The sequence below is a fragment of the Phreatobacter sp. GW821-FHT04C01 genome (assembly GCF_059420385.1).
Genome location: NZ_JBWKTP010000003.1, coordinates 435,108 through 460,343 on the forward strand (window position 1 = coordinate 435,108; position 25,236 = coordinate 460,343).

Genomic DNA, 25,236 nt, shown 5'->3' on the forward strand with positions numbered 1-25,236 from the left:
AGGTCCTCGTCGAAGGCCCGACGCGGGACGTCATCGCCGATCCCAGGGTCCAGGAAGCCTATCTCGGCAAGGCGGAAGCATGAGCACGCTGTCGGTGCAGAAGGTCTCGGCCGGCTACGGCAAGGTCAATGTCATCAGGGGCATCGACCTCGAGATTGCGGCCGGCCGGCGGATCGCGCTGGTCGGCTCGAACGGCGCCGGCAAGAGCACGATCGTCAAGGCGATCAACGGCCTGTTGCCGCTCGGCGGCGGCAGCATCGCATGGGACGGCAGCCCGATCGGCGCCATGCGCGCCTCGCATCGGACCCGGGCCGGCATCGCGACGGTGCCCGAAGGCCGGCTGCTGTTCCCGACCTGCACGGTGCTCGAAAATCTCTGTGCCGCGACCAGCTACGGCGACGCGAAGGTGCATCGCGAACAAAGCCTCGACAAGGTGTTCGCACTGTTTCCGCGGCTCAAGGAGCGCGCCGCGCAGCAGGCCGGCACGCTGTCGGGAGGTGAGCAGCAAATGGTCGCCATCGGTCGGGCCCTGATGACGCGGCCGCGTCTCCTGATTCTCGACGAGCCTTCCATCGGGCTCGCGCCGCGGATCGTCGCCGAGATCTTCGAGGTGCTCGGCAGCCTGACCGGCACCGGCATGAGCCTGCTGCTGGTCGAGCAGAACATCCAGCTCAGCCTGCGCTCGGTCGACTATGCCTATGTGCTCCAGCAGGGCGAGATCGTGCTGCAGGGCGCTGCCGCCGACCTGCTCGGCGATGCCAAGGTTCAGGCCGCCTATCTCGGCGCCTGATCGCCACGGTCAGTGGAAGTGGGCCGTCGGCTGCCGAACGTGCGGCCGATGACCCGGCCCCGAATGACCGATGCGACGCCGCGCGCCGGGCCGGAAAGGCCCGCGGCGATCTCTCTTGCCGGTCAACGCGTGAACGGCGCGAAGGTCTGTACCACGCGTTCGTAGACGCCGCGCTTGAACGGGATGATCAGGTCCGGCATGGCGGTCAGGCGCTCCCAGCGCCAGCTCTCGAATTCCGGCTTGTGGCCGCCGCCGGGATGCGCGACGTCGATCTCGCTGTCCGGCCCGTCGAAGCGGAAGGCGAACCATTTCTGGGTCTGGCCGCGATAGCGGCCGCGCCAGGCCTGGCCGGCCACCACTTGCGGCAGATCATAGGCGAACCATTCCGGCGCCTCGGCGAGCAAGGTCGCCGAGCGGACATTGGTTTCCTCGTGAAGCTCGCGCCGGGCCGCGGCCAGCGGCTCCTCGCCCGGATCGATGCCGCCCTGCGGCATCTGCCAGGAATGGCTGGCATCGACATGTTCGGGCGCCGGCCCCTTGCGTTTGCCGGCGAAGACGAGGCCGTCGCGGTTGATCAGCACCACGCCGACGCAGGGGCGGTAAGGCAGGTCTTCGAAGCGGGTCATGGTGCGGTCCGGGAACGGCGGTGACGTCAAGGAAACATTAACCAGCCGGCGCCCGGCGCGCCACGCCCGCGGTGACCGGAACCAGCAGGAGCCCGCGGCTTTCCAGCGCGCGTGCCCATTGGGTCACGCGGTCGATGGTGACGGGCAAGGCCGAGCCGACGCCGAGCGCGAAACCGCGCTCGCGCGCCCGCGCTTCCAGCCGTGCCAGCTGCGCGTCGAGCTCGGCGGGCGTCGGCACGCGATCGAGCTGGACGTCGCCGCGCAAGGTCGGCTGCTGCAGCGTGCCGGCGATTTGCTGCACCAGGCTGCGCGGGCTGGTGCCGTCGTCGATCGCCATCAGGCCGCGCTTGGCGGTTTCCCGCAGGATCGGCGTCAGCGCGGCTTCGGAGGCGGTGAACTTGGCGCCCATATAGTTGACGATGCCGGCATAACCCTGGAAGCGGCTCATCGCCCAATGCAGCCGTTCGGTATTGCGCTCGCTCGACAGCGTGGTCAGAAGCGTCTGCGGCCCGGGATCGTTGTCGGGGAAGTCGAACGGCTCCATCGGCACCTGGAGGAACACCTCGTGGCCCTCCGAGCGGGCGCGCATGACGACACGCTCCAGGTCGGCGCCGTAAGGGGCGAAGGCGAGCGATACGGCGCCGGGCAGTTTGCTGATGGCCTCGGCGGTGCTGCTCTGGCCGATGCCGAGCCCGCCGATCAGGATCGCCACCCGCGGCAGGCCGGATTGCTGGCTGTTCGGAACCTGGAAGCTGCGTGCATAGGCTTCCGAGGGCTTGCGGCCGTCACTGGCGATCCGCGGCAGCGGACCCTGGGCGCTGCGCTCGCTGAGGCGCGGGTCGAGCCCGGCGGAGCGGTCGGAGGCCGGCGCCGCCGCGACCCGGACTTCGCGCCTGGCGCCGGACATGCCGTCGATGATGTTGATGGTGGTGCCGCCGTCGGCGGCGGCCTCGCCCGATGCCGCCGGCGGCGTCGGGGCCGGCTGTGCCTCGGTTCGTTCGGCGACCCTCGGCGCCGGCGCGGCGATGGCGGCGATCGCGCGCGGTTCGCCGCCGAGCGGATTGCGGATGAGCAGCACCGTGCTGGCGATGGCCAGCACCGCCGCGCCGACCAGGCCGGCGGCAACCGGCATCAGCGGCGGCAAACGCCGCCGTTTGGTCTCGGCTTTGGTCTCGACCCCGAGGGGGGCATTGAGGTCATCGGTCATGGCGCGCCGGCTTGCGGGAAACGGGTCGCCGCCACATCTACATCGGGCCGGAACTCTTAAGCGCCGGTTAACCAAAGCTGTTCAATGCGCGCGGGTCACGTCTCGCCGACGACATTTTGCGCGCGGCTTGCGTCGTGCTAGGCAAAGCGCCCCCGGAGGCTGCCCCAGTGCCGATCCAGACGACGCCGACCCAGACCTTGCCGATTCAGGCTTCCCCGTCGCTCAATGCCGTCGATGCGGTGCCGGGAATCGACCAGGTCATGCTGGCGATCGGCGCCGAGGCCAAGGCCGCCGCGCGGCTGCTGGCGCTGGCCTCGACCGCGCGCAAGAACGCTGCGCTGGACGCCATCGCCAGGGCGATCCGGGAACAGGCCGATCAGATCCTCGCCGCCAATGCCGACGACCTCGCCGACGCGCGCCGGGAGGGCCTGGCCGCTTCCTTCATCGACCGGCTGACGCTGACGCCCGCCCGCATCGAGGCGATGGCGGCAGGCGTCGAGGTGGTGCGCGACCTGGCCGACCCGGTCGGCGCGGTGATGGCCGAATGGGACCGGCCGAACGGCCTGCATTTCGAGCGGGTGCGTGCGCCGCTCGGCGTCATCGGCGTGATCTATGAGAGCCGCCCCAACGTCACGGTCGATGCCGGCGTTTTGTGCCTGAAAGCCGGCAATGCGGTGATCCTGCGCGGCGGCTCGGACAGTTTTCGGTCGTCGCGCGCCATTCATGCCGCGATCGTCGCCGGACTGGAGACAGCCGGCCTGCCGGCCGCGGCCGTCTCGCTGGTGCCGACCCGTGATCGTTCGGCCGTCGGCCTGATGCTGCAGGGCCTGGGCGGAACCGTCGACGTCATCGTGCCGCGCGGCGGCAAGAGCCTGGTCGCGCGCGTGCAGAGCGAGGCGCGCGTGCCGGTCTTCGCCCATCTCGACGGCAATTGTCATGTCTATGTCCATGCCAATGCCGATCTCGCCATGGCCGAGGCGATCCTGGTCAACGCCAAGATGCGGAGGACCGGCGTCTGCGGCGCGGCCGAAACGCTGCTGGTCGACGAGACGGTTGCCGGCAGCCATCTGAAACCGCTGGTGACGGCGCTGCTGGAGGCCGGCTGCGCGGTGCGCGGCGACAGTCTGGCGCGGCTGGTCGACCCGCGCGTCACCGCCGCGACGGAAGAGGACTGGGGCACGGAATTCCTCGACGCCGTCATTGCCGTCAAGGTGGTCGCCGGCCTGGACGACGCCATCGCTCATATCGAGCGCTACGGCTCGCATCACACCGACGCCATCGTCACCGCCGATGGCGCGGCGGCCGAACGCTTCATGGCCGAGGTCGACAGCGCGATCGTGCTGCACAACGCCTCGACCCAGTTCGCCGATGGCGGCGAATTCGGCTTCGGCGCCGAGATCGGCATTGCCACCGGCAAGATGCACGCGCGCGGCCCGGTCGGCGTCGAGCAGCTGACCTCGTTCAAATATCGCGTGCGCGGCAGCGGACAGCTGCGTCCGTGAGGCCACTGGGGGCCCGCATCGCGCCGCGCCTCAGGCGCGGCGAGGCTCGCCTGGTCCTGCCGCCGCACGCGGCGGGCATGCGCATCGGCCTGTTCGGCGGCTCCTTCAATCCGCCGCACGAGGCGCACCGCCTGGTCGCGCTGACGGCCTTGAAGCGCCTAGGGCTGGACGCGGTCTGGTGGCTGGTGACACCCGGAAATCCGCTCAAGGCCAAGAACGGCCTGGCGCCGCTCGCCGAGCGCATCGCGGCGGCCCGGCAACTGGCGGCGCATCCGGCGATCCATGTCAGCGGCATCGAAGCGGGGCTCGGCACCCGTTTCACCTTCGACACCATCGCCGCGCTGCGGGCCCGTTGCCCGGGCGTCCGGTTCGTCTGGATCATGGGCGCCGACAATCTCAGGCAGTTTCACCTCTGGCAGAACTGGCGCGGCATTGCCGGGCTCCTGCCGATCGCCGTGGTCGACCGGCCGGGCGCCGGCCTGCGTGCCGCGGCCGGCGTCGCCGCGACCGCGCTCGGCCGCTACCGGATGAACGAAACCGACGGGCTGCTTCTGCCTTTCGCCCGGCCTCCGGCCTGGATTTTCCTGCATGGACTGAAATCGCCGCTGTCCTCGACCGCGATCCGTGCACGCAACGGTAATCATTCAAATTGAATCTATCCGCTTAAACGGCATTCAAAGTTGCCCGCCTATGGTGCCCGTGCTGAGTGCAAGCATTGGGGCGAGCAGGATGAACGGTCTTATGTCGAAGAAGGTCGAACAGCTCCTGTCGAGCGTCGATGTCCTGGTGGTCGACGACAACCAGTTCATGCGCAAGGTCGTGCGCAACATTCTCAACAATATCGGCATCAAGACGGTGCACGAGGCGGCCGACGGGCTGGCGGGGCTGGAATATATCCGGCTCCATGCCCCCGACATCGTCATCCTCGACTGGGAAATGCCGATGCTGAACGGCGCCGAGATGCTGCGCATCGTGCGCAATCCGGCGACCTTCCCGATGCCCGACGTGCCGATCATCATGCTGACCTCGCATCTCGAGCGCTGGCGCGTGGTGGAGGCGAACCGGCTCGGCGTGCACGAATTCGTCGCCAAGCCGATTTCCGGCAAGGCGCTGCTCGAGCGCATCGTCTCGATCATCGCCCGGCCCCGGCCGATGGTGCATCTCGACGGCTATTATGGACCGGAGCCGCGCAAGCTGGTGGTCGAGCCGCGGCTGCGCATCCGCAAGATGCCGGAAGCCGCCAATATCGCCTGAGGCGGTCGGGCGCTTGCCGGGCCCACGTGCGAAATCCGGGTTATCGCGGCTGTACAGCAACGATGAGTGTCTGATCGGACAGGCGCGAGCCCTGGCCAGTCCAACTCCTGCCCGGGCTTGTCCCGGGCATCCACGACTTGTCTCCACCAAAAATCAGCCCGTCGTGTTCAGCGCATGGCGGTCGGCGCACGAGCCGCGACATCCTTGCGCGGCCCGCATGCGTCGCCGGGCTTTGCTCCGACCTGAGAACATGCTTTCCTTGGACTTTATAGTCGTTCTAAGGAATGCCCCGATGGCCGATACCAAACCCGCTGCCGCGCCCTCCGCCGCCCATCCCCAGGGCCTCTCGATGATCGAGAAGCGCCGGATCGAGGCGGAAATCCTCAAGCACGTCTATGACGAGCTGACGGCGAGCCAGGGCGTCGAAGTGGCCAAGCGGACCATTGGCGAGGCCGTCCGCCGCTCGGCGGTGGAACAGGCCGAGCGCTTCGCCGCCCAGTCGCCCGGGGGCACTTCGCTGCAGGCTTTCATCGACATGCAGTCGCTGTGGACCCAGGGCGGCGCGCTGGAGATCGAGGTCGTCGGGCAGACGCCCGACACCTATTCTTTCAATGTTACGCGCTGCCGCTATTCGGAAATGTACAAGGACATGGGCCTCGGCGAGATCGGCCACCTCCTGTCATGCCAGCGCGACGGCACCTTCTGCGAAGGCTATGACAAGAAGCTCAAGCTCGACCGCAGCCAGACCATCATGCAGGGCGCCAGCCACTGCGATTTCCGCTTCCACTATGAGGACAGCAAGCCCGGCTGATCACGCCGGCAGCTTGCCGACATAGTCGCGCTTGCCGATCTCCACGCCGTTCTCGCGCAGGATGGCATAGGCCATGGTGACGTGGAAATAGAAGTTCGGCAGCGCCATATGGGCCAGATAGGCCTTGCCCGTGAAGGTCATCGGCTGGCCGGCAATGGTGATGGTCAGGTCCTTGTCGGCGGCCGCGTCGATCGCCGCCTTGTCGAGACCGGTGACGAAGGTGATGGTCTTGGCGATCCGTTCCTTCAGCTCGGAAACAGTCGCTTCGACATCGGGGAATTTCGGCGCCTCGATGCCGACGAGGCGCGAACACGGGCCCTTGGCGAAATCGGTGGCGAGCTGGACCTGGCGGACGAGCGGGAACATGTCGGGCGCGAGCCGGCTGTCGAGCAGCACTTTCGGATCGACCTTTTTCGCCTCGGCAAAGGCGACCGCCTTGTCGAGCAGGCCCGACAGGCTGGTCAGCATCTGCACGAAGATCGGCACGGAGAGCTCGGAGAGCGTGGTGGCCATGAGAGGTGTCCCTCGGAAATCGGGGGCCCGGGAAACCAGGCGCCGGAGAATCAGGTGCTACGGACCGTCCGTGCCCCGGAGAAATTTACGCCGACCCCGCGGCCCGCGCCAAGACGCCATCGAGCCGCTATAAGGAGCGCATGCCTGCTGCGATTCCCCGTTTCGTCGATCAATCCGCGCCGGTCCAGGGCCGTGTGACGCGGATCGGGCTGTCGCGGTTCCGTAGCTATGCCGCGGCCCAGATCGCCCCCGACGCGGCGCTGGTCGGCCTGGTCGGCCCGAACGGCGCCGGCAAGACCAATGTGCTGGAGGCCTTGTCGCTCCTGACCCCGGGCCGGGGCCTGCGGCGGGCGACGCTGGGCGAGGTTGCCTTCGACCAGGGCGATGGCGGCTGGGCGGTCAGCGCCACCGTCGAGGGCGCCTATGGCGAGGCGGTGCTGGGCACCGGCATCGAAGCCGGTGACGCCGAAGTCCGCTCGCGGCTCTGCCGCATCGACCGCGTGCCGGTCGGTTCGGCGGCGGCCTTTGCCGAGCATGTCCGGGTGGTCTGGCTGACGCCGGCCATGGACGGGCTGTTCCTCGGCTCCGGCGGCGAGCGCCGGCGTTTCCTCGACCGGCTGGTCCTGGCGGTCGATGCCGAGCATGGCAGCCGCGTCAATGCGCTGGAGCGCTCGCTGCGCGCGCGCAACCGCCTGCTCGAGGACACGGCGCCGGATCCGGCCTGGCTCGACGCGGTGGAACATGAGACCGCCGAATTGGCGGTGGCGGTGGCCGCCGCCCGGGCCGAGACGGTGCATAGGCTCGCCGGCCTGATCGAGGCGACCAAGGATCCGGCCTCACCTTTCCCCTGGGCGGCGCTGGCGCTGGACGGCGCGCTCGAAGCCGCCGTCCTGAGCCGCCCGGCGGTCGAGGTCGAGGATGATTATCGCGTGGTGCTGCGCGACATCAGGTCACGCGACCGGGCTGCCGGCCGCACCACCCAGGGGCCGCACCTGACCGATCTTCTGGCGGTCCACGGCCCGTCGGGCGCGCCGGCCGAACGCTGTTCGACCGGCCAGCAGAAGGCCCTGCTCGTCGGGCTGGTGCTGGCCCATGCCCGCCTCGTCGCCGAGATGGCGGGCTTCACGCCGATCGTGTTGCTGGACGAAGTGGCGGCCCATCTCGACCCGGAGCGGCGGTCGGCGCTCTACGACGCGCTCGAGAAGCTCGGGGCCCAGGTCTGGATGACCGGCGCCGATCCCATGGCTTTCGAAGCCTTGCGGAGCCGCGCCGATCTGTTCGCCGTGACGCCCGGGACGATCGCCCGGGCGTAAGCCTTTCGCACGCCCGGGCGTGAGCCTTCGAACGGCCCCCGGGCGTGAGCCTCAGGCGGCCTTGGCGCCGGCCTTGGGCCGGCGCAGGAAGGCGGCGAGCAGAACCACGCCGACCGCGCCGCCGATCGCCGCGATGTAATGCGGCAGGCTGCCCGCTTTCAGGCCGATCGCCGGGTTCGGGTCGAGCTGGACCAGGTTCGGGCCCCAGGCCGCGAGCTGCTTCAGGACCAGCGGGTCGTTGACGATCATGTCGCCGGCGATCCAGCCGAGCAGGGCGGCACCGGCCCAGACGACGATCGGGAAGCGCTCGATGATGGCCAGCACCATGCCCGAACCCGCGATGATCAGCGGAATGGTCAGGGCGAGGCCGAAAACGAACAGCCAGACATTGCCGTGCGAGGCGGCCGCGATGGCCAGAACGTTGTCGAGGCTCATCACCGCGTCGGCGATGGCCACGGTGCGGACCGCTTTCCAGAGGTTGTCGGTTTCCTCGACCTCGCCATGGGCGCCGCTGCCGTCATCGGAGGCAAGCTTGATCGCGACCCACAGCAGCAGCAGGCCGCCGACCAGCTTCAGGAGCGGGATGGCCAGCAGGTAGGTGATGATCAGCGCGAAGACGATGCGCAGGCCGACCGCCGCGCCGGCGCCCAGCAGGATGCCCATCTTGCGCTGTTTTTCCGGCAGGCCCCGGCAGGCCAGTGCGATGACCACGGCATTGTCGCCGGACAGAAGGAGGTCGATCCAGATGATCTGGAGAAGGCCGATCCAGAAATTGCTGTCCATTGCGGGTCCCGTTGCTACCGGCGCGGCTCATCATGCAGCGCATCAATCGAAACGGCGACATAGTACGTAGTTGGACTTACGCCAGGGGGGCGATGTCGATTTTTACCGGGCGTTGCGCTCAGGCCGCAGCCTGAGCCTCCCGACGCTTCAACAGATAGGCGATGGCGACCACCAGGACCGCTCCGACGATCTCGGCCGGCAGCTCGAGCCGATGGGCGAATTCGCTGCCCAGGAACTTGATGGTCATCGGGTCATGCAGGATCATGTCGCCGGCGAGCCAACCGAGCAGCGCGGCGCCGGCCCAGACCAGGATCGGCAGTTTTTCCAGAAGCTTCATGATGATCGAGGCGCCCGCGACGATCAGCGGGATCGAGATGACCAGGCCGGCGATCAGCATGGTCGTATTGTCCTTGGCGACCGCGGCGATCGCCAGCACGTTGTCGAGGCTCATCACCGCATCGGCAATGGCGACCGTCCTGACCGCGTACCAAAGCTGGTCGGAAGCCTGGATCTCGTCGTCGCCATGGCTGTCGTCGGTGATCAGTTTCACCGCGATCCAAAGCAGCAGCAGCCCGCCGACCAACCGCAGGAACGGCATGTCGAGCAGGGTCGCGACGAACAGCGTGAAGATGACGCGCAGCAGGATGGCGACGCCCGCACCCAGCACCATGCCGATCAGCCGCTGGCGTTCCGGCAGCGCCCGGCAGGCCAGCGCGATGACCACAGCGTTGTCGCCGGACAGGATGATGTTGATCCAGATGACCTGGATGATGCCGACAAGGCTCAGCGAGCTGAAGTCCATCGCGGTGCGGCCCTTGGGTTTGCTTAGAGTGTTTTTGCGAGCGTTTTTGCCGGGAATTTCGGCGCGCACCCTAAGGTTCGCGGGATAGTGCCGATATTAGTGGTTTTGCGTAATATGCGTAGTTTCTCATAGGACGACGGCCGGGCCGCGGCCGTCGTCCCGGAAGGCTCAGCCGATGGCGTCGGCGATCGCCTTGCCGCAGGCCACCGTGTCGGCTTTGCCGCCGAGGTCGCCGGTGCGGTATTCGGCCTTGGCCAGCACCTCTTCGATGGCGCTGACGATGGCCGCGGCCGCTTCGGTTTCGCCGAGATGATCGAGCATCATGGCCGCCGACCAGATCTGTCCCACCGGGTTGGCGATGCCCTTGCCGGCGATGTCGGGCGCCGAACCGTGCACCGGCTCGAACAGCGACGGGAACTTGCGGTCCGGATTGATATTGCCTGACGGCGCGATGCCGATGGTGCCGGTGCAGGCCGGGCCCAGGTCCGACAGGATGTCGCCGAACAGGTTGGAGGCGACGACCACGTCGAACCGGTCCGGATTGAGCACGAAATGGGCCGTCAGGATGTCGATATGGTACTGGTCGACGCTGACCGCCGGATAGGCCTTCTTCATCTCGGCCACCCGCTCGTCCCAATAGGGCATGGTGATCGCGATGCCGTTGGACTTGGTCGCGCTGGTCAGTTTCTTGCGCGGCCGCCGCATGGCGAGCTCGAAGGCGTATTTCAGGATCCGGTCGACACCGATGCGGGTCATCACGGTTTCCTGCACCACGAATTCGCGCTCGGTACCGGGGAACATGCGTCCGCCGATCGAGGAATATTCGCCCTCGGTGTTTTCGCGCACCACGAAGAAGTCGATGTCGCCGGGCTTGCGGTTGGCCAGCGGCGCCGGCACGCCGGGCATCAGCTTGACCGGTCGCAAATTGACATATTGGTCGAATTCGCGCCGCATCAGCAGCAGCGAGCCCCACAGCGAGATGTGGTCCGGAATTTTCTCCGGCAGGCCGACGGCACCGAAGAAGATCGCGTCGTGACCGCCGATCCTGGCCTTCCAGTCCTCCGGCATCATCCGGCCGTGCTTCTCGTAATAGTCGTAGGACGAGAAGTCGAAATGATCGAGGTCGACCGAGAATTTGTATTTCCGGGCCACCGCCTCGAGCACGCGCACGCCCTCCGGCATGACCTCCTTGCCGATGCCGTCGCCGGGAATGACGGCGAGCTTGTAGGTGTTCGAGCGGGCCATGGATGGTCTCCTCTGATCAGGCTGTGTCTGGGATAAGCCCGGAGCGCCGCCGCCGGCAACCATGTCTGGCGGCATGCCGTCCATGACCTCCGGGCAAGGCGCCGGGCCTCATGCGTTGTCCGCCAGGATCGATGCGATGACGGCGTCGGTGACCGCGCGGGTCGTCGCCTTGCCCCCGAGGTCGGGCGTATGCAGGCTCGGGTCGGCGGTGACCCGCTCGATCGCCCGCATCAGCCGGTCCGCCCCGGCTTTCTCGCCGAGGTGTTCCAGCATCATCGTGGCGGTCCAGAAGGTGCCGATCGGATTGGCGATGCCCTTGCCCGTTATGTCGAAGGCCGAGCCGTGGATCGGCTCGAACATCGAGGGAAAGCGGCGCTCGGGATTGAGGTTGGCGGTCGGCGCGATGCCGAGCGAGCCGGCCAGCGCCGCCGCCAGGTCCGACAGGATGTCGGCGTGCAGGTTGGTCGCCACCACCGTGTCGATCGTCTCGGGCTTCATGGTCATGCGCATCGTCATGGCGTCGACCAGCATCTTGTCCCAGGTGACGTCGGGATAGTCGCGGGCGACCTCGGCGGCGATCTCGTCCCACATCACCATGGCATGGCGCTGGGCGTTCGACTTGGTCACCACGGTCAACAGCTTGCGCGGCCGCGAGCGGGCCATGTCGAAGGCGAAACGGATGATCCTGGCGACGCCGGTGCGGGTCATCATCGAGACGTCGGTCGCGACCTCCTCGGGCAGGCCACGATGCACCCGTCCGCCGACGCCGGCATATTCGCCCTCGGAATTCTCGCGCACGATCACCCAGTCGAGCTCGGGACCGGAGACATGGCGCAATGGGCTGGTAATACCCGGCAGCACGCGGGTCGGCCGGACATTGGCATATTGGTCGAACGGCTGGCAGATCGCCAGCCGCAGGCCCCAGAGCGAGATGTGGTCGGGCACGTCGGGCGCGCCGACCGCGCCGAAATAGATCGCGTCGTGATGGCGGATCTGGTCGCGGCCGTCCTCCGGCATCATCACGCCGTGCGCCTTGTAATAGTCCGAGCCCCAGTCGAAATGATCGAAGCTCAGGGCGAAGCCGCCCTCGCGCCGGGCGAGCGCCTGCAGCACCTCGATGCCGGCGGCGATGACTTCCTTGCCGATGCCATCGCCGGGAATGGCGGCGATCCTGTAGGTTTTCATCTCCGGGGTCCTCGCATGCGGCCGCCGCGGCGCTGTCGCCCGCCCGGCTCAAGGCCCCTGCATTGGCCTTGAAATCACCGCCATGTCAATAATCCATTGCAGCTTCCATGGAAGATGATATTCAGGGTTCGAGCAAGGGAGGATGTCGATGTCGAGGACCGTCAAGGCCACGGCCGTCGCCGCCGAACGGCGCCCGTCGCTGGTCGACGACGCTTACGCGGCGATGAAGGAAGCCATTCGCGAGAGCACCTTCGTGCCCGGCTACCAGGCCTCCGAGCAGGAGATCGCGCTGCGTCTCGGCATGAGCCGCACGCCGGTCCACGAGGCGTCGATCCGGTTGCAGGAGGAGGGCCTGGTCCGCATCGTGCCGAAGCGCGGCATCCTGATCTGCGCGCTGGCGCCCGACGACATCAGGGAGATCTACGAGGTCATCATCGCGATCGAGGCGGCCGCCGCCGAACTGGTCGCCGGGCTGCCCGAGGCCGAGCGCTCCGGCGTCGCCGACGATCTCGCGGCCGCGACGGCGCGCATGGACGAAGCCCATGCCGCCGGCCGCCTGCCGGACTGGGGCAGGGCCGACGAGGCCTTCCACCAGATCCTGGTCGAGCGCTGCGGCAACCGGCGCATCCAGCGCATCATCCAGACCGTCAAGGACCAGTCGCACCGCGCGCGCATGCTGACCTTGAAGCTGCGCCGGCAATTGCCGGCCTCGATCGCCGAGCATCGGGCGATCGTCGATGCCATCCGCCGCGGCGATGCCGCGGCCGCCCATGCCGCGGCCCGGCAACACCGCAGCCACGCGCGCGACGAGCTGCTGCCGCTGCTGGCCGATTTCGGGCTGAAGCATTTCTGATCCGGCGGCCAGGCCGCCGGCAAGGGGAGACCGCGAAAACGCGGCTCCGCAAGATCGCGAAGACGCGACTTGGAGATCGCGAAAACGCGACGGGACACGAAACCGTTGGAGGAAATGATGCGACGACTTTTCATGGCCCTGGCGGCCGGCCTCGCCATCCTGTCCGGGCCGGCCCTGGCCCAGCCTTTCCCGAACCGGCCGATCACCATGGTCGTGCCCTTCGCCGCCGGCGGCACCACCGACATCATCGCGCGGATCATGTCCGAGCACATGTCGCGCACGCTCGGCCAGTCGATCGTGGTCGAGAATGTCGCCGGCGCCGGCGGCACCACCGGCTCGCTGCGCGTCGCCCGCGCGACGCCCGACGGCTACACCTTGATCATGGGCAATATGGGCACCCACTCGGCCTCCGTCGGGCTCTATCCCAATCTCGCCTATGACCCGCGCACCGATTTCGAGCCGGTGATGAATGCGGCGGGAACGCCGATGATGATCGCCGCGCACAAGGACTTCCCGGCCAGGACGCTGGCCGAGATGATCGCCCTCGTGAAGGCCGATCCGTCACGTTACAATTACGGCCATGGCGGCGTCGGCTCGACCTCGCACCTGACCTGCGTGTTCTTCCATCACCTGATCGGCGCGCCGGTGCAGCATGTGCCGTTCCGGGGCTCCGGACCGGCGCTGGCCGCCCTGCTCGGCAAGCAGCTCGATTATGTCTGCGATCAGACGGTGACCATCATCCCGCAGCTGACCGGCCTGAACACCTATGTGATCGCCACTCCGGCGCGGTCGCCGGCCGCCCCCGACGTGCCGACCTCGGCGCAGGCCGGCCTGCCGGCCTTCCAGGTGGTCGGCTGGAACGCCATGTTCGCGCCGAAGGGCACGCCGCGCGACATCATCGACCGGCTCAATGCCGCCGGCCGGGCGGCGCTCGCCGACGAGAGCGTGCGCAAGCGCCTGCTCGAGCTCGGCTGCGAGATCCCGGACGCCGCCGGGCAGACCGCCGAGGCGCTCGGTGCTCATGTCCGCGCCGAGGTCGACAAATGGACCCCGGTGATCAAGGCGGCCGGCGTCACCGCCGGTAATTGAACCACGGCAATGGCCGGCCCGTTCACCGCTTGATGAATGGGCCGGCCGCGCCGTCGCGCTCGCAAAGCCCCACCCGAAACCGTCGCCGCCGTCAGAAAAACCGCTCCAGCGCGTCGGCGACCGGTTCGGGCAGCTCCTCGGCGAGATAATGACCACCGGGTAGGGCATGGCCACGGACGTCCGAGGCTCTCTCGCGCCAGAGGGCGAGGGGGTCGAAACAGCTTTCGATGACGCCGTTCTTGCCCCAGAGCACCAGCAGCGGACAGGCGAGCTGCCGCGTCCCGTCGGCATTGTCATGGGCGATGTCGATGGTCGCGGCGGCGCGATAATCCTCGCAGCTCGCGTGGATGGCGCGCGGGTCGCGAAAGCATCTGAGATAATCCGCCAGCGCTTCCGGGCCGAACGGCGTCAGGCCGGCGGCCCCCGCACCGCATTTCTTCAGCCAGTAGTCGTCGGGATCGGCGCCGATCATCCGTTCCGGGAAGGGCGCCGGCGTGATCAGGAAGAACCAGTGCCAATAGGCCCGGGCGAAGCGATCGGTGGTGTCCCGGTACATTTCCCGCGTCGGCGCGATGTCGAGCACCGCGAGCTTCCCGACGCGGCCCGCGTGATCGAGGGCGAGGCGGTGCGCCACGCGCGCGCCGCGGTCATGGCCGCAGACGAGAAACCTGTCATGGCCGAGCGCGGTCATCACCTCCGCCATGTCCTGGGCCATGGCGCGCTTGGAATAGGGCGCGTGATCGTGGGTCGTCTCAGGCTTGCCGCTGTCGCCGTAGCCGCGCAGGTCGGCGGCCACGACGGTGAAGCGCCGGCTCAGCCGCGGCGCGATCTTGTGCCAGAGGGCGTGAGTCTGCGGATAGCCATGGAGCAGCAGCAGAGGCGGCCCGGAGCCGCCGGTGCGCAGGCGGATCGTCGTGCTCGCGGTTGCGACGTCGAGCAGGCGGAAGCCCGGAAACATGTGGTCGGCGACCGGCAGTTCGGTGATCATGTTCCGATCCTTGGCGGGCCGCGCCGGCCGCGCTGCGTTGGGGACGACGAAATGGCCTTGTATCCAACACGGTCTGCATTAGGTATGGCAACAATACGAACCCTCGAATTCGACTGAACGTGGGTCTTCACCGGAGGATGGACATGAACAAACGTCATTTGCTCGCCGCTGCCGCGGTGGCCTTCGTCGCCGGCGCCCTGCCGGCCGCCGCGCAGACCTACCCGTCGCGTGCGATCACCATGATCATCCCGTTCGCCGCCGGCGGCCCGACCGACGTGGTTGCGCGCATCGTCGCCGAGAGCATGAGCCGGTCGCTCGGCCAGGCCGTGGTCATCGAGAACGTCTCGGGCGCGGGCGGCACCACCGGCTCGACCCGGCTGACCACCCAGGCCGCCGACGGCTACACGATCATGATCGGCCACACCGGCACGCACGCGGCCTCCGTCGCGCTCTACCCGAACCTGCGCTACAATCCGGCGACGGATTTCGCGCCGATCGGCCTGGTCAATACCAACGCGATCCTGATCACCGCCAAGAATGCCCTGCCGGCTAACAACCTCGCCGAATTCGTCGCCTGGGTGAAGGCCAATGAGCGCACCGCCAACAATGCCCATGCCGGCATCGGTTCGGTCAGCCACACCACCTGCCTGCTGTTGAATTCGATCCTGGGCGTCAATCCGCAGACCGTGCCCTATCGCGGCACCGGCCCGGCGATGAACGATCTGGTCGCCGGCCAGGTCGATTATCTCTGCGACCAGGTGGTCAATGTCGCGCCGCAGGTGCGCGCCGGCACAATCAAGGCCTTCGCGGTCGCCCAGCAGACGCGCAACCAGGCTCTCCCCAACGTGCCGACCACGGCCGAAGCCGGCCTGCCCGCCTATCAGGTGGTGGTCTGGAACGCCATGCTGGCGCCCAAGGGCACGCCGGCGCCGATCGTCACCAAGCTGAACGAGGCGCTGCGCGCGGCGCTCGCCGATCAGGGCGTGCGGGCTCGCCTGGCCGAACTCGGCGCCGATCTGCCGAGCGATGTCCAGGCCACGCCGGCCGGCCTGCAGAGCTTCCTCGAGGCCGAGATCGCCAAGTGGACGCCGGTGATCAAGGCGGCCGGCGTCACCGCGACGAACTGACCGCCGATCTTAGGATCAGGCCATACCGACGCCCGGCCTCGTGCCGGGCGTTGTCGTTGAGGCCCGGTTCTGGCCGCGGATCGCCGCGATGACGAAGCCGACGCGGGCTTCGACCGGAGCACGCGGCAGTTCGACCAGGTCATAATCATATTGGCGATAGGTCCGGACCATGGCCGTATAGGTCCGTTCGGCTTCGTCCAGGTTCTGCCGCCGCTCGCCGTCGGTCCGGTAGATCTCCGGCCAGGGCGGGGCGATGAAGACGCGCCGGTTGTAGCGCAGCGTCCTGGCGGCGACGGTCATATGGTGCGGCACCGGCAGGCCGATGAGATTGAGATAGCCGAGCACATCGGGCACGCCCCGATCGAACAGGACCGTGCCGGTCTCGGCCGTCGCCATGCCGTGGTTGCGCATTTCGAGGCACAGCATCATCTCGGCGAACAGCGCACGGTCGAGCCAGGGCAGCGCGCGCCCGCCGATCGCCTGCTGATCCCGGATGAGGCGCCGTCCGACCTCGTCCGAGGTCTTGAGGCCGGTCGCCTTCAGCGCCTCGATCAAGGTGGTCTTGCCCGAACCCGGGCCACCGGTGACGACGAAGAAGCGATCCGGTCCGGGACTTGGGTCGTCTGGCATGGGTGGCGTCTCCCCGAAAGGCTGGTTGATCGGTGACGGCGCAACGATATCGCCGTCGACATGCGGAAAGCCGCGGGCGCGGCGCCGCCGTCTTCAAATGACCGTGGGCATGCGGTCGAGGCCGGCCGTGGCCTGCGCCAGCAGCCTGCTGACGATGCCAAGGCCGCGCGTCAGTTCCTCGGGTGACGGGCCGCCCAGGCAGAGCCGGATCCCGCCTGGATCCATGGCCGGGTCGACCGCCAGCGCCGAAGGTGGCGTAACCATCACGCCGAGCGCCGCGGCGGCCTCGGCGAGGCGCTGGGCCGCCATGGTGGGCATGGGCAACCAGGCATGAAAGCCGCTGGTCTCCGATACCCGCAGACGGCCGGGCAAGGCCGCATTGGCCATCACCATGCGCCTGGCCGCCTCGGCGCGGACCGACGCGCCGACCGATGCGGCGGTTCCGTCGGTCAGCCATTGCTCCATGATCAGGCAGCAGAGCGGCGACGCCATGGTGCTGGTGGTCTGGAGCACGGCCAGCGCATGATCGATCCGGTCGGCCGGCGTGACCAGGACACCGATGCGCAGGCCCGGACTGAGGGTCTTCGAGAAGCCATTGACGTAAAGCGTGCGTTCGGGCGCAAGCTCGGCCAGGGCCGGCAGGCCGGGCGGCGTGAACACCGAATAGACGTCGTCCTCGATGATGGTCACGTCATGCGCCCGGCAGAGCCGCGCGAGATCCCGGCGGCGGGCCAGGCCCATTGTCGCCGCTGTCGGGTTTTGCAGGGTCGGCGTTACATAGAGGGTGGCCGGCGCGTCGCCGCTCCGGTTGCGCAGGGCCGTGTCCAGCGCCTCGGCCGTCACGCCCTCGGCATCCATCGCGAGCGCCTTCATGGGGTAGCCCGCATGGCGCGCGATGGCGATCGCACCTGGATAGGTCACTGCCTCGGTCAATATGAGGCCACCGGACCGGCAGGCCAGCGTGAAGGCGATGGACAACGCGTGCTGCGCGCCGTTGGTGAGCATCAATCTGTCGGGCGACACCGCGAAACGGTGGCTGCTCAGCCATCGCGCCATCAGCATCCGATGATCGTCGCGGCCGGCGGCGGGGCAATAACGGCCGAAATTTTCGGCGCTGAGCCGCTTGGCCAGCGTCGCCAGCGTTGCCGCGATCAGCCGGTCGCCCAGCACCTGCGGCGGGGTGTTGACGCCGAGGTCGATCATGTCCCGGCGGCCCAGCACGGTGCCGGCGACGAACATGCCCCGTCCGCGCTCGCTCTGCACCAGCCCCCGCCGTTCCAGCACGGCATAGGCCTTGGTGACGGTGCCGAGCCCGATCCCGAGCCGAAAGGCGAGGTCGCGATGCGGGGGCAGACGCGCCCCCGCAACGATGATGCCGGCGGCGATATCTTCCACCAGCGCGCCGACCAGCCGTTCATAGACCTGGCCCTTCGTCTCGCAGAGCCGAGGCCGCCAGGGTGATGCGAGACGCATGGACATCCCAATAATAGTGTCGCGTGACACTATTATTGTATCGCCCGAAGTGTCACATGTCTATTGCAGCCGCATCGGCCGATCGATCGCGGTACCTCCGTCATGACCCCAAGCCTGCTGCTGACCTTCGCGACCTATGCCTTCGTGACCTCGATCACGCCCGGCCCCAACAACACCATGGTGTTGGCCTCGGGGGTGAATTTCGGTTTTCACCGGACGATCCCGCACCTGATGGGGATCAATCTCGGCTTTTCCGCCATGGTGCTTTCGGTCGGCCTGGGGCTCGGCGGCATGTTCACGGCCTGGCCTGTGCTCCATGACGTGCTGCGTTATGTCGGGGCCCTTTACCTCATCTATCTCGCCTGGAAGATCGCCCGTTCGGGAACCATGTCCGATGGCGCCGACGCGGTCCGGCCGATGAGCTTCGCGCAGGCCGCGGCCTTTCAGTGGGTCAATCCCAAGGCCTGGATCATGGCGATCGGGGCGGTGGCGACCTATACGCCGCAGAACGGCTTCTTTCCCAATATCGTCATCGTTACCGTCGTCTACGCACTGGTCAACGCGCCGTGCATTGCCGCCTGGGCCGCTTTCGGCGTCGTGTTGCGCCGGCTGCTGACCAGTTCGCGTTCGGTGCGCATCTTCAACGTGGCGATGGCGGCGCTGCTCGTCCTGTCGCTCTACCCGCTTCTGGCCGACAGCCTGAGGTGACGCCGGGCGAGCGCCGGTCAGTTCCGTTGCGGCGCTCCGCTGTCGAAGCGCTTCGACCATTCCGCCAGGATGCGGTCGCGGTTGTCGGCCATCCAGGTATAGTCGAGCCGGATCATCCGGCTTTCGGCGTCGGCGGGATAATGGGGCGGCACGCTGACCACGCCCTGGCGTCCGACGATGCCGTAGAAACGGGCGAACAATTCCTGGGCGCTGTGGCCGGTGGCCCAGTCGGCGATCCGGCGGGCTGCGGCGGCCTGGGGCGCGGCGCGGCCGCGCATGATGGCGAGCGCGCCCATTTCCCAGCCGACCCCGTCGCGCGGCACGATGATGTCGATCGGCGCGCCCAGGCTGCGTTCGCGCGCCGCACGCATGTCGAAGCTGATGCCGAGCACCCGTTCGCCACGCGCAGCCTGCACGCACGGCGCGCTGCCGGAATGGGTATAGAGCGCGACGTTCTGGTGCAACGCCTCCATGTAGCGCCAGGCGGCTTCCTCGCCCATGATCTGGATCCAGCTCGAGACGATCAGGAAACCGGTTCCCGATGATGCCGGATGCGGCATGACCAGCCGGTTGCGCAGGCTCGGATGGGTCAGGTCGCTCCAGCTTTCCGGCTTCGGAATATTGGCCTTGTCGGCTTCCACGGTGTTGAAGCAGAGGGCGACCACGAAGGCGTCGAGGCCGGTCCAGCTATAGGGTTCGCTGGTGTCCTGAAACGCCGGCTTCAGGCCGTCGGCGCCTTGAGGCCGATAGGTCTCGAGCAAATTCATCCGCTCGAGCAGCAGGAGGCTCGACGCGACCAGGCCGAACACCATGTCGGCGCGCGGACTGTCGCGTTCGGCCATCAGGCGGGCGGTGATCACGCCGGTCGAATCGCGCACCCACTGAACCTCGATATCGGGCAGGTCGGTCTCGATCGCGGCCTTCAGCGCGGTCAGCTCTTCGGTCTCGCTGGCGGTATAGATCATCACCCGCGTCCGGCCCTGGGCCTGGACGTCGGTCCACCCGCCGATCAGCAGGGCCGCGCCGAGACAGAGCCCGGCGAGCCGATGCGACAACCCCATGACATGTCCTTTCCGGGCGGCGGACCGGCGCCGCGTTCGATCATAGCCCATCGAGACGGGCACGACCCGCGTGAACCGAGCGTGAAACGGCCGGCCGGGAATGTCAGGTGACGAGAATGGCCCGGAAGTCATTGACGTTGGTATGGGTCGGCCCGGTGACGACCAGGCCGTCGAGGGCGGCAAAAAAGCCGAAACCGTCATGGCGGTCGAGGAAGGCCCTTGGATTGAGCCCGCGCTCGGCGGCATCCGCTATCAGCGCGGGCGTCACCACCGCGCCGGCATTGGCCTCGATGCCGTCAATGCCGTCGGTGTCGATGGCCAGCGCGTGAATGCGGCCGCGATGTTCGGGCGCGAAGCCCTGGATGGCGACCGCCAGCGCCAGGGCGAATTCGGAATTCCGGCCGCCCCGGCCGATCGGCCGGTCCTTCGGCAAGGTCACGGTGGTCTCGCCGCCGGACAGGATGAGCAAGGGCGGCTTGACCGGCAGGCCGTGCTCCAGGATCGAGCGCGCCAGCGCGGCATGGACCTGCGCCACGTCGCGCGCCTCGCCTTCGATCGTATCGCCGAGCACCAGGGTGGCGACGCCTGCGTCCGCTGCGATCTTCATCGCGGCGCGCAGGCTCTCGACCGGCCGGGCGATCAGCCTGATATCGATGCCGCGGGCGAAGGCCGGATGGTCGGGTTTCGGGCTCTCGCTCGCCGGATCCTGCAAATGGCGCATGACACTGGCCGGCAGGTCCATCCGGTAGCGCTCGACGATGGCGAGCGCTTGCCTGCGGGTGGTCGGGTCCGGCACCGTCGGGCCGGAGGCGATCACCGCCGGGTCGTCGCCGGGCACGTCGGAAATCGCGATGGTCACCACCTTGGCCGGATAGGCCGCGGCGGCGAGCCGCCCGCCGGCAATCGCTGAGACGTGTTTGCGCACGCAGTTCATCGCGCCGATATCCGCGCCCGAGGCGAGCAGGGCGGCATTCACCGCCTTGAGGTCGTCGAGCGTCAGCGTGCCGGCGGGGGCCGCCAGCAAAGCCGAGCCGCCGCCCGAGATCAGCGCGACGACCAGGTCGTCGGCGGAAAGACCGGCCAGCCGCTGCAGGATGCGGTCGCTGGCGGCGAGGCCGGCGGCGTCCGGCACCGGATGGGCGGCTTCCAGGACCTCGATGCGGCTGCAGGGCACGGCATGGCCGTAGCGTGTGACCACCGTGCCGGTGAGCGGCGCCGGCCAGACCTTTTCGAAGGCGGCGGCCATGGCGGCGGCGGCCTTGCCGGCGCCGACCACGACGGTGCGGCCGGTCGGCACCGGCGGCAAATGGTCGGCGATCCGGTCGGGCAGCGCGGCGGCGATCGCGGCATGGCCGAGCGAAATCAGGAAGGCGCGGGGGTCTGAAAGATCGGTCACGGGCGAGCCTGTCGAAACGGGTGGTCAAACAAGCAGGTCGCGGGCGCGGCGGCAAGGGCGCGGCAAGGGTGCGGCACGGCGCGACACTGCCATTCCGCATGGTCCTACCCAGGGATCGAGGCATGGCCTATGGCATCACCATGGATTATCCGTTCGATCAGGCCTGCCGGGCCGTGGTGGCAGGCCGGTGCGCCGCCTTTGCCCGCTTGCCCGCCGATGAGGCCGGCCAAGCCTTGAAACGCGCCGCCGTGGCGATCGTCCTGCTGGCGGCCGACGCGCCCTCGCATGAAACGGCCTTCGTGCTGACCCGGCGCGCCGCCGGCCTGCGCTCCCATGGCGGCCAGTGGGCGCTGCCGGGCGGCCGCTGCGACGCCGGCGAGACGCCGGCTGAGGCGGCGCTGCGCGAAGTCCGCGAGGAGATCGGCCTGGAGCTCGGCGATGGCGATGTCCTGGGACTGCTCGACGACTATCCGACACGGTCGGGCTATCTGGTGACGCCAGTGGTGGTCTGGGCCGCCGGCGGCGCGCAACTCGCGCCCAATCCCGAGGAGGTCGCCTCGGTTCACCGCATTCCGCTGGCCGGGATCATGGCGCCGGATATCGTCGATTTCACCACTATCGCGGAAAGCCGGCGGCAGGTGATCCGCCTGGCGATCGCGGGTGACATCATTCACGCGCCGACCGCCGCGCTGATCTATCAGTTCCGCGAAGTCCTGGCGGGGCGGAACACGCGGGTCGCCGATCTGGAACAGCCGCTGTTCGCCTGGCGCTGACGCCCGGACCGCAAGGCATGCATTTCCGACGGATTGCCGCCCGGCTCCGGCTCTCCTAGAAACGATGGACCGATCCGGGCACACCGATCCGTGCCTGGCCGCCCGGGAGCTCCTATGCTGTTCGAACTCACCGAAGAAGAAGTGCTGATCCGCGACACCGCGCGCAAGATCGCCGCCGACCGGGTTCACCCGCTTGCCGAAACGCTCGACCGCGGCGGCGGCCGTGCCGAGTTCCTGGCCAATCTGAAGGCGCTGGCGGAATCGGGCTTCATGGCGGTCAATGTCCGCTCCGAATTTGGCGGCACGGAAGCAGGTTCGGTCGCCTTCGCGCTGACCGTCGAGGAACTGGGTTATGCCTGCGCCTCGACCGGTGTCACCGCTTCGGTGACCAATATGGTCGCCGAGGTGATCCAGGCGGTCGGTTCCGATGCGCAAAAGCGGCTCTATATCCCGCGTCTCGCCGACGGCACCTATCCGGCCGGCGCCTTCTGCCTGACCGAAGCCGGCGCCGGTTCGGATCCGGCCGGCATGAAGACCCGCGCCCGGCGCGACGGCGACGATTTCGTGCTCGACGGCCAGAAGCTCTACATCACCTCCGGCGAATATGCCGGCCTGTTCGTGGTCTGGGCGGTCACCGATCCCGAGGCCAGGAAAGGCCGGGGCATTTCCTGTTTCCTGGTCGAGGCGGGCACGCCCGGGTTGACCATCGGCAAGGCCGAACGGAAGCTCGGCCAGCATGGCTCGGCCACCAATGTCGTGCATTTCGACGGTTGCCGGGTCGCCGGCTCGGCGCTGATGGGCAAGCTCGACGACGGCTTCCGTATCGCGGTCGGTGAGCTCGCCGGCGGCCGCATCGGCATCGCCGCGCTGTCGCTCGGCATCGCCCGCGCTGCCATGGATGCCGCCAAGGCCTATGCCCGGGACCGGCAGCAGTTCGGCCAGGCGATCAGCGAGTTCCAGGGCATCCAGTGGATGATCGCCGACCGCGAGACCGACCTGGAAGCGGCGCGCCTGCTCATCCTGAGCGCCGCGCACAGGAAGGATCGCGGCGAGCCGTTCGGGCGCGAGGCCTCGATGGCCAAGCTGTTCGCCTCGGAAGCCGCGCTGCGCGCCACCGACACGGCGCTGCAATTGCATGGCGGCGCCGGCTATTGCGCGGATTTTCCGGTCGAGCGGCATTTCCGCGACGCCCGCATCACCCGTATTTACGAGGGCACGAGCGAGGTCCAGCGCCTCATCATCGCCCGCGAGACGCTGCGGCAGTGACCGCGGCCCGATCCGTTCCAGCAAGACGAGGAAGCTCAAGGCATGACCACCCAACACGCAAGCCGCACCGGCGGACAGATCCTCGTCGATCAGTTGATCGTGCAAGGCGCCGATCACGTCTTCTGCGTGCCGGGCGAAAGCTACCTGGCTGTGCTCGACGCGTTGCATGACGCCGACACCAAGGTCACCATCTGCCGGCAGGAGGGTGGCGCCGCCATGATGGCGGAGGCCTATGGCAAGCTTACCGGCCGGCCGGGCATCTGCATGGTGACGCGCGGGCCGGGCGCGACCAACGCCTCGCCGGGCGTCCATATCGCCCAGCAGGATTCGACCCCGATGATCCTGTTCGTCGGCCAGATCGAGCGCGGCATGCGCGGCCGCGACGCCTTCCAGGAGGTCGATTACGGCAAGCTGTTCGGCGGCATCTGCAAATGGGTCGCCGAGATCGACGATGCCGACCGCGTCCCGGAAATGGTGGCGCGCGCCTATGCCACCGCCATGCAGGGCCGCCCCGGTCCGGTGGTGCTGGTGCTGCCCGAGGACATGCTGACCGAGACCGCCGAGGTGCCGGACGCACCCCGCGTCGAGGCGGCCGAGACCTGGCCCGGCAACAACGACATGGTCAAGCTGCAGAAACTGCTCTGGGCGGCGACGAAGCCGGTGCTGCTGCTTGGCGGTTCGCGCTGGTCGGAAAAGGCGGTCGACGCGGTCACCCGCTTCGCCGAGCGCTTCGAGCTGCCGGTCATCTGCCAGTTCCGCCGCCAGATGCTGTTCGACCACGAGCACGCCAATTATGCCGGCGATCTCGGTCTCGGCGGCAATCCCGCCATGCTGAAGCTGATCAAGGACAGCGACCTGATCATCGCGCTCGGCGGCCGGCTCTCCGAGATCGCCTCGCAGAGCTACACGCTGATCGACATTCCCCAGCCGAGCCAGACCTTCGTCCACATTCACCCGGGGCCGGAGGAGCTCGGCCGGGTCTATCAGGCCCATTTGCCGATCCAGGCGAGCCCGACGGCTTTCGCCGCGGCGGTCGAGGGTCTGCAGCCGCCGCAGACGATCGCCTGGGCCGGCGCCGCCGCCAAGGCACATGAGAGCTATCTGGCCTGGACCGGCAATCCCGCCCGTCTGCCCGGCCAACTGCAATATGGCGAGGTCATGAGCTGGCTGCGCGACCGCCTGCCCGATGACGCCATCGTCTGCAACGGCGCCGGCAACTATGCCATCTGGGTGCATCGCTTCCTGCGCTTCAAGCGCTATGGCACGCAGCTCGCCCCGACCTCGGGCTCGATGGGCTACGGCACGCCGGCCGCGGTCGGCGCCAAGCGCATGCATCCCGACAAGATGGTCGTGGCCTTCGCCGGCGACGGCTGCTTCATGATGAACGGCCAGGAATTCGCCACCGCCTGCCAATACGACCTGCCGATCATCGTGGTCATTGTCGACAACGGCATGTACGGCACCATCCGCATGCACCAGGAACGCGACTATCCCGGCCGTGTCTCGGCGACCACGCTGAAGAACCCGGATTTCGCGGCGCTGGCGCGCGCCTATGGCGGCCATGGCGAGACGGTGCGCGAAACCGCCGAATTCGCCGCCGCCTTCGAGCGCGCGGTGGCTTCCGGCAAGCCGGCGATCCTGCATCTGTTCCTGGACCAGCAGGCGATTACGCCGACCACCACGATCGACCAGATCCGCGAGAAGGCCCGCGCCAAGGGCTGAGATGGGAGCATTTGCTGCAGATCGTTTCAGGTCGAAGCGATCTGCAGCAGGGTTTGCCGTCCTTCGAGGCTCGCGCAAGGGCGCGAGCACCTCAGGATGAGGACCGTTGGGAATGGCAC

At 68.1% G+C, this 25,236-nt stretch carries 25 protein-coding genes and 1 pseudogene; 14 read left to right on the top strand and 12 right to left on the bottom strand.

The genetic code is table 11. The annotated features are described in order from the left end of the window. Nucleotides 1–11 precede the first annotated feature (11 nt). Together AC07WJ_RS13750 and AC07WJ_RS13755 are read left to right on the top strand one after the other, a co-directional pair. A pseudogene (locus AC07WJ_RS13750) lies at nucleotides 12–83 on the top strand (ABC transporter ATP-binding protein C-terminal domain-containing protein); the annotation flags it as partial. Next, nucleotides 80–790, top strand: a complete 711-nt coding sequence (locus tag AC07WJ_RS13755; RefSeq protein ID WP_494935153.1) for an ABC transporter ATP-binding protein — start codon at nucleotides 80–82, stop codon at nucleotides 788–790. The pseudogene AC07WJ_RS13750 and the gene AC07WJ_RS13755, both read left to right, overlap by 4 nt. Nucleotides 791–912: 122 nt before the next feature. On the opposite strand, the gene AC07WJ_RS13760 is transcribed toward AC07WJ_RS13755, so the two are convergent. Then, a complete protein-coding gene (locus tag AC07WJ_RS13760) occupies nucleotides 913–1,416 on the bottom strand; it encodes an RNA pyrophosphohydrolase (protein ID WP_494935154.1) in 504 nt (167 codons plus the stop codon). A gap of 37 nt (nucleotides 1,417–1,453) precedes the next feature. After that, nucleotides 1,454–2,623 (bottom strand): divergent polysaccharide deacetylase family protein, encoded by a 1,170-nt coding sequence (locus AC07WJ_RS13765; RefSeq protein WP_494935155.1) that lies wholly within the window; start codon nucleotides 2,621–2,623, stop codon nucleotides 1,454–1,456. 260 nt (nucleotides 2,624–2,883) lie between these two features. Between AC07WJ_RS13765 and AC07WJ_RS13770 the strand changes: the two genes are divergently transcribed. From AC07WJ_RS13770 to AC07WJ_RS13785, 4 genes are all read left to right on the top strand, one after another. Next, a complete protein-coding gene (locus AC07WJ_RS13770) occupies nucleotides 2,884–4,125 on the top strand; it encodes a glutamate-5-semialdehyde dehydrogenase (RefSeq protein WP_494935591.1) in 1,242 nt (413 codons plus the stop codon). Next, complete coding sequence (locus tag AC07WJ_RS13775) at nucleotides 4,122–4,778, top strand: nicotinate-nucleotide adenylyltransferase (RefSeq protein WP_494935156.1); 657 nt, start codon at nucleotides 4,122–4,124, stop codon at nucleotides 4,776–4,778. Before AC07WJ_RS13770 ends, AC07WJ_RS13775 begins: the two co-directional genes overlap by 4 nt. A gap of 88 nt (nucleotides 4,779–4,866) precedes the next feature. Next, the gene (locus AC07WJ_RS13780) at nucleotides 4,867–5,379 is read left to right on the top strand and encodes a response regulator (RefSeq protein ID WP_494935157.1); all 513 of its coding nucleotides are present in this window, start codon (nucleotides 4,867–4,869) and stop codon (nucleotides 5,377–5,379) included. 292 nt (nucleotides 5,380–5,671) lie between these two features. Then, nucleotides 5,672–6,190 (top strand): L-2-amino-thiazoline-4-carboxylic acid hydrolase, encoded by a 519-nt coding sequence (locus tag AC07WJ_RS13785; RefSeq protein WP_494935158.1) that lies wholly within the window; start codon nucleotides 5,672–5,674, stop codon nucleotides 6,188–6,190. On the opposite strand, the gene AC07WJ_RS13790 is transcribed toward AC07WJ_RS13785, so the two are convergent. After that, on the bottom strand, nucleotides 6,191–6,703 hold the full coding sequence (locus AC07WJ_RS13790; RefSeq protein WP_494935159.1) for a DUF1993 domain-containing protein: 513 nt from the start codon (nucleotides 6,701–6,703) through the stop codon (nucleotides 6,191–6,193). It lies immediately after the preceding gene. Between the two features lie 140 nt (nucleotides 6,704–6,843). Here AC07WJ_RS13790 and recF point away from each other — a divergent pair, with 140 nt between their 5' ends. Next, the gene (gene recF / locus AC07WJ_RS13795; protein WP_494935160.1) at nucleotides 6,844–8,016 is read left to right on the top strand and encodes a DNA replication/repair protein RecF; all 1,173 of its coding nucleotides are present in this window, start codon (nucleotides 6,844–6,846) and stop codon (nucleotides 8,014–8,016) included. Between the two features lie 51 nt (nucleotides 8,017–8,067). On the opposite strand, the gene AC07WJ_RS13800 is transcribed toward recF, so the two are convergent. From AC07WJ_RS13800 to AC07WJ_RS13815, 4 genes are all read right to left on the bottom strand, one after another. After that, nucleotides 8,068–8,799, bottom strand: coding sequence for a TerC family protein (locus tag AC07WJ_RS13800; protein WP_494935161.1), 732 nt, complete (start codon nucleotides 8,797–8,799; stop codon nucleotides 8,068–8,070). Nucleotides 8,800–8,917: 118 nt separating this feature from the next. Continuing rightward, nucleotides 8,918–9,601, bottom strand: a complete 684-nt coding sequence (locus AC07WJ_RS13805) for a TerC family protein (protein ID WP_494935162.1) — start codon at nucleotides 9,599–9,601, stop codon at nucleotides 8,918–8,920. Between the two features lie 168 nt (nucleotides 9,602–9,769). Next, a complete protein-coding gene (locus AC07WJ_RS13810) occupies nucleotides 9,770–10,846 on the bottom strand; it encodes a tartrate dehydrogenase (protein WP_494935163.1) in 1,077 nt (358 codons plus the stop codon). A 108-nt stretch (nucleotides 10,847–10,954) separates the two neighbouring features. After that, a complete protein-coding gene (locus AC07WJ_RS13815; protein ID WP_494935164.1) occupies nucleotides 10,955–12,031 on the bottom strand; it encodes a tartrate dehydrogenase in 1,077 nt (358 codons plus the stop codon). 148 nt (nucleotides 12,032–12,179) lie between these two features. Between AC07WJ_RS13815 and AC07WJ_RS13820 the strand changes: the two genes are divergently transcribed. Beyond that, a complete protein-coding gene (locus AC07WJ_RS13820) occupies nucleotides 12,180–12,884 on the top strand; it encodes a GntR family transcriptional regulator (RefSeq protein ID WP_494935165.1) in 705 nt (234 codons plus the stop codon). 117 nt (nucleotides 12,885–13,001) lie between these two features. Then, nucleotides 13,002–13,973, top strand: a complete 972-nt coding sequence (locus AC07WJ_RS13825) for a tripartite tricarboxylate transporter substrate-binding protein (protein WP_494935166.1) — start codon at nucleotides 13,002–13,004, stop codon at nucleotides 13,971–13,973. A gap of 91 nt (nucleotides 13,974–14,064) precedes the next feature. On the opposite strand, the gene AC07WJ_RS13830 is transcribed toward AC07WJ_RS13825, so the two are convergent. Further along, entirely contained in the window at nucleotides 14,065–14,961 is an 897-nt protein-coding gene (locus tag AC07WJ_RS13830; protein WP_494935167.1) for an alpha/beta fold hydrolase, read from the bottom strand. A gap of 137 nt (nucleotides 14,962–15,098) precedes the next feature. On the opposite strand from AC07WJ_RS13830, the gene AC07WJ_RS13835 reads away from it, so the two are divergent. Further along, complete coding sequence (locus tag AC07WJ_RS13835) at nucleotides 15,099–16,088, top strand: tripartite tricarboxylate transporter substrate-binding protein (RefSeq protein ID WP_494935168.1); 990 nt, start codon at nucleotides 15,099–15,101, stop codon at nucleotides 16,086–16,088. Nucleotides 16,089–16,103: 15 nt separating this feature from the next. Here AC07WJ_RS13835 and AC07WJ_RS13840 read toward each other — a convergent pair whose 3' ends face one another. Together AC07WJ_RS13840 and AC07WJ_RS13845 are read right to left on the bottom strand one after the other, a co-directional pair. Then, nucleotides 16,104–16,718 carry an AAA family ATPase gene (locus AC07WJ_RS13840; RefSeq protein WP_494935169.1) on the bottom strand — a complete coding sequence of 205 codons (615 nt, stop codon included), beginning with the start codon at nucleotides 16,716–16,718 and terminating at the stop codon, nucleotides 16,104–16,106. 93 nt (nucleotides 16,719–16,811) lie between these two features. Beyond that, entirely contained in the window at nucleotides 16,812–18,191 is a 1,380-nt protein-coding gene (locus AC07WJ_RS13845; protein ID WP_494935170.1) for an aminotransferase-like domain-containing protein, read from the bottom strand. 102 nt (nucleotides 18,192–18,293) lie between these two features. Here AC07WJ_RS13845 and AC07WJ_RS13850 point away from each other — a divergent pair, with 102 nt between their 5' ends. Continuing rightward, the gene (locus tag AC07WJ_RS13850) at nucleotides 18,294–18,899 is read left to right on the top strand and encodes a LysE family translocator (protein WP_494935171.1); all 606 of its coding nucleotides are present in this window, start codon (nucleotides 18,294–18,296) and stop codon (nucleotides 18,897–18,899) included. Nucleotides 18,900–18,916: 17 nt separating this feature from the next. On the opposite strand, the gene AC07WJ_RS13855 is transcribed toward AC07WJ_RS13850, so the two are convergent. Beyond that, on the bottom strand, nucleotides 18,917–19,960 hold the full coding sequence (locus tag AC07WJ_RS13855; RefSeq protein ID WP_494935172.1) for a putative 2-aminoethylphosphonate ABC transporter substrate-binding protein: 1,044 nt from the start codon (nucleotides 19,958–19,960) through the stop codon (nucleotides 18,917–18,919). Between the two features lie 103 nt (nucleotides 19,961–20,063). After that, nucleotides 20,064–21,356, bottom strand: coding sequence for a glycerate kinase type-2 family protein (locus AC07WJ_RS13860; RefSeq protein WP_494935173.1), 1,293 nt, complete (start codon nucleotides 21,354–21,356; stop codon nucleotides 20,064–20,066). A gap of 140 nt (nucleotides 21,357–21,496) precedes the next feature. Here AC07WJ_RS13860 and AC07WJ_RS13865 point away from each other — a divergent pair, with 140 nt between their 5' ends. The 3 genes from AC07WJ_RS13865 to AC07WJ_RS13875 all read left to right on the top strand — a co-directional run bounded on the left by AC07WJ_RS13865 (nucleotide 21,497) and on the right by AC07WJ_RS13875 (nucleotide 25,117). Then, a complete protein-coding gene (locus AC07WJ_RS13865) occupies nucleotides 21,497–22,129 on the top strand; it encodes an NUDIX hydrolase (protein WP_494935592.1) in 633 nt (210 codons plus the stop codon). Between the two features lie 114 nt (nucleotides 22,130–22,243). Then, nucleotides 22,244–23,395 carry an acyl-CoA dehydrogenase family protein gene (locus AC07WJ_RS13870; protein ID WP_494935174.1) on the top strand — a complete coding sequence of 384 codons (1,152 nt, stop codon included), beginning with the start codon at nucleotides 22,244–22,246 and terminating at the stop codon, nucleotides 23,393–23,395. A gap of 42 nt (nucleotides 23,396–23,437) precedes the next feature. Next, nucleotides 23,438–25,117, top strand: a complete 1,680-nt coding sequence (locus AC07WJ_RS13875) for a thiamine pyrophosphate-binding protein (RefSeq protein ID WP_494935175.1) — start codon at nucleotides 23,438–23,440, stop codon at nucleotides 25,115–25,117. Nucleotides 25,118–25,236 lie beyond the last annotated feature (119 nt).

Coding starts and splice junctions, on each gene's coding strand:
- AC07WJ_RS13755 (WP_494935153.1), top strand. CDS start 80: ATGAGCACGCTGTCGGTGCAGAAGGTCTCGGCCGGCTACGGCAAGGTC.
- AC07WJ_RS13760 (WP_494935154.1), bottom strand. CDS start 1,416: ATGACCCGCTTCGAAGACCTGCCTTACCGCCCCTGCGTCGGCGTGGTG.
- AC07WJ_RS13765 (WP_494935155.1), bottom strand. CDS start 2,623: ATGACCGATGACCTCAATGCCCCCCTCGGGGTCGAGACCAAAGCCGAG.
- AC07WJ_RS13770 (WP_494935591.1), top strand. CDS start 2,884: ATGCTGGCGATCGGCGCCGAGGCCAAGGCCGCCGCGCGGCTGCTGGCG.
- AC07WJ_RS13780 (WP_494935157.1), top strand. CDS start 4,867: ATGTCGAAGAAGGTCGAACAGCTCCTGTCGAGCGTCGATGTCCTGGTG.
- AC07WJ_RS13785 (WP_494935158.1), top strand. CDS start 5,672: ATGGCCGATACCAAACCCGCTGCCGCGCCCTCCGCCGCCCATCCCCAG.
- AC07WJ_RS13790 (WP_494935159.1), bottom strand. CDS start 6,703: ATGGCCACCACGCTCTCCGAGCTCTCCGTGCCGATCTTCGTGCAGATG.
- recF (WP_494935160.1), top strand. CDS start 6,844: ATGCCTGCTGCGATTCCCCGTTTCGTCGATCAATCCGCGCCGGTCCAG.
- AC07WJ_RS13800 (WP_494935161.1), bottom strand. CDS start 8,799: ATGGACAGCAATTTCTGGATCGGCCTTCTCCAGATCATCTGGATCGAC.
- AC07WJ_RS13805 (WP_494935162.1), bottom strand. CDS start 9,601: ATGGACTTCAGCTCGCTGAGCCTTGTCGGCATCATCCAGGTCATCTGG.
- AC07WJ_RS13810 (WP_494935163.1), bottom strand. CDS start 10,846: ATGGCCCGCTCGAACACCTACAAGCTCGCCGTCATTCCCGGCGACGGC.
- AC07WJ_RS13815 (WP_494935164.1), bottom strand. CDS start 12,031: ATGAAAACCTACAGGATCGCCGCCATTCCCGGCGATGGCATCGGCAAG.
- AC07WJ_RS13820 (WP_494935165.1), top strand. CDS start 12,180: ATGTCGAGGACCGTCAAGGCCACGGCCGTCGCCGCCGAACGGCGCCCG.
- AC07WJ_RS13825 (WP_494935166.1), top strand. CDS start 13,002: ATGCGACGACTTTTCATGGCCCTGGCGGCCGGCCTCGCCATCCTGTCC.
- AC07WJ_RS13830 (WP_494935167.1), bottom strand. CDS start 14,961: ATGATCACCGAACTGCCGGTCGCCGACCACATGTTTCCGGGCTTCCGC.
- AC07WJ_RS13835 (WP_494935168.1), top strand. CDS start 15,099: ATGGACATGAACAAACGTCATTTGCTCGCCGCTGCCGCGGTGGCCTTC.
- AC07WJ_RS13840 (WP_494935169.1), bottom strand. CDS start 16,718: ATGCCAGACGACCCAAGTCCCGGACCGGATCGCTTCTTCGTCGTCACC.
- AC07WJ_RS13845 (WP_494935170.1), bottom strand. CDS start 18,191: ATGCGTCTCGCATCACCCTGGCGGCCTCGGCTCTGCGAGACGAAGGGC.
- AC07WJ_RS13850 (WP_494935171.1), top strand. CDS start 18,294: ATGACCCCAAGCCTGCTGCTGACCTTCGCGACCTATGCCTTCGTGACC.
- AC07WJ_RS13855 (WP_494935172.1), bottom strand. CDS start 19,960: ATGGGGTTGTCGCATCGGCTCGCCGGGCTCTGTCTCGGCGCGGCCCTG.
- AC07WJ_RS13865 (WP_494935592.1), top strand. CDS start 21,497: ATGGATTATCCGTTCGATCAGGCCTGCCGGGCCGTGGTGGCAGGCCGG.
- AC07WJ_RS13870 (WP_494935174.1), top strand. CDS start 22,244: ATGCTGTTCGAACTCACCGAAGAAGAAGTGCTGATCCGCGACACCGCG.
- AC07WJ_RS13875 (WP_494935175.1), top strand. CDS start 23,438: ATGACCACCCAACACGCAAGCCGCACCGGCGGACAGATCCTCGTCGAT.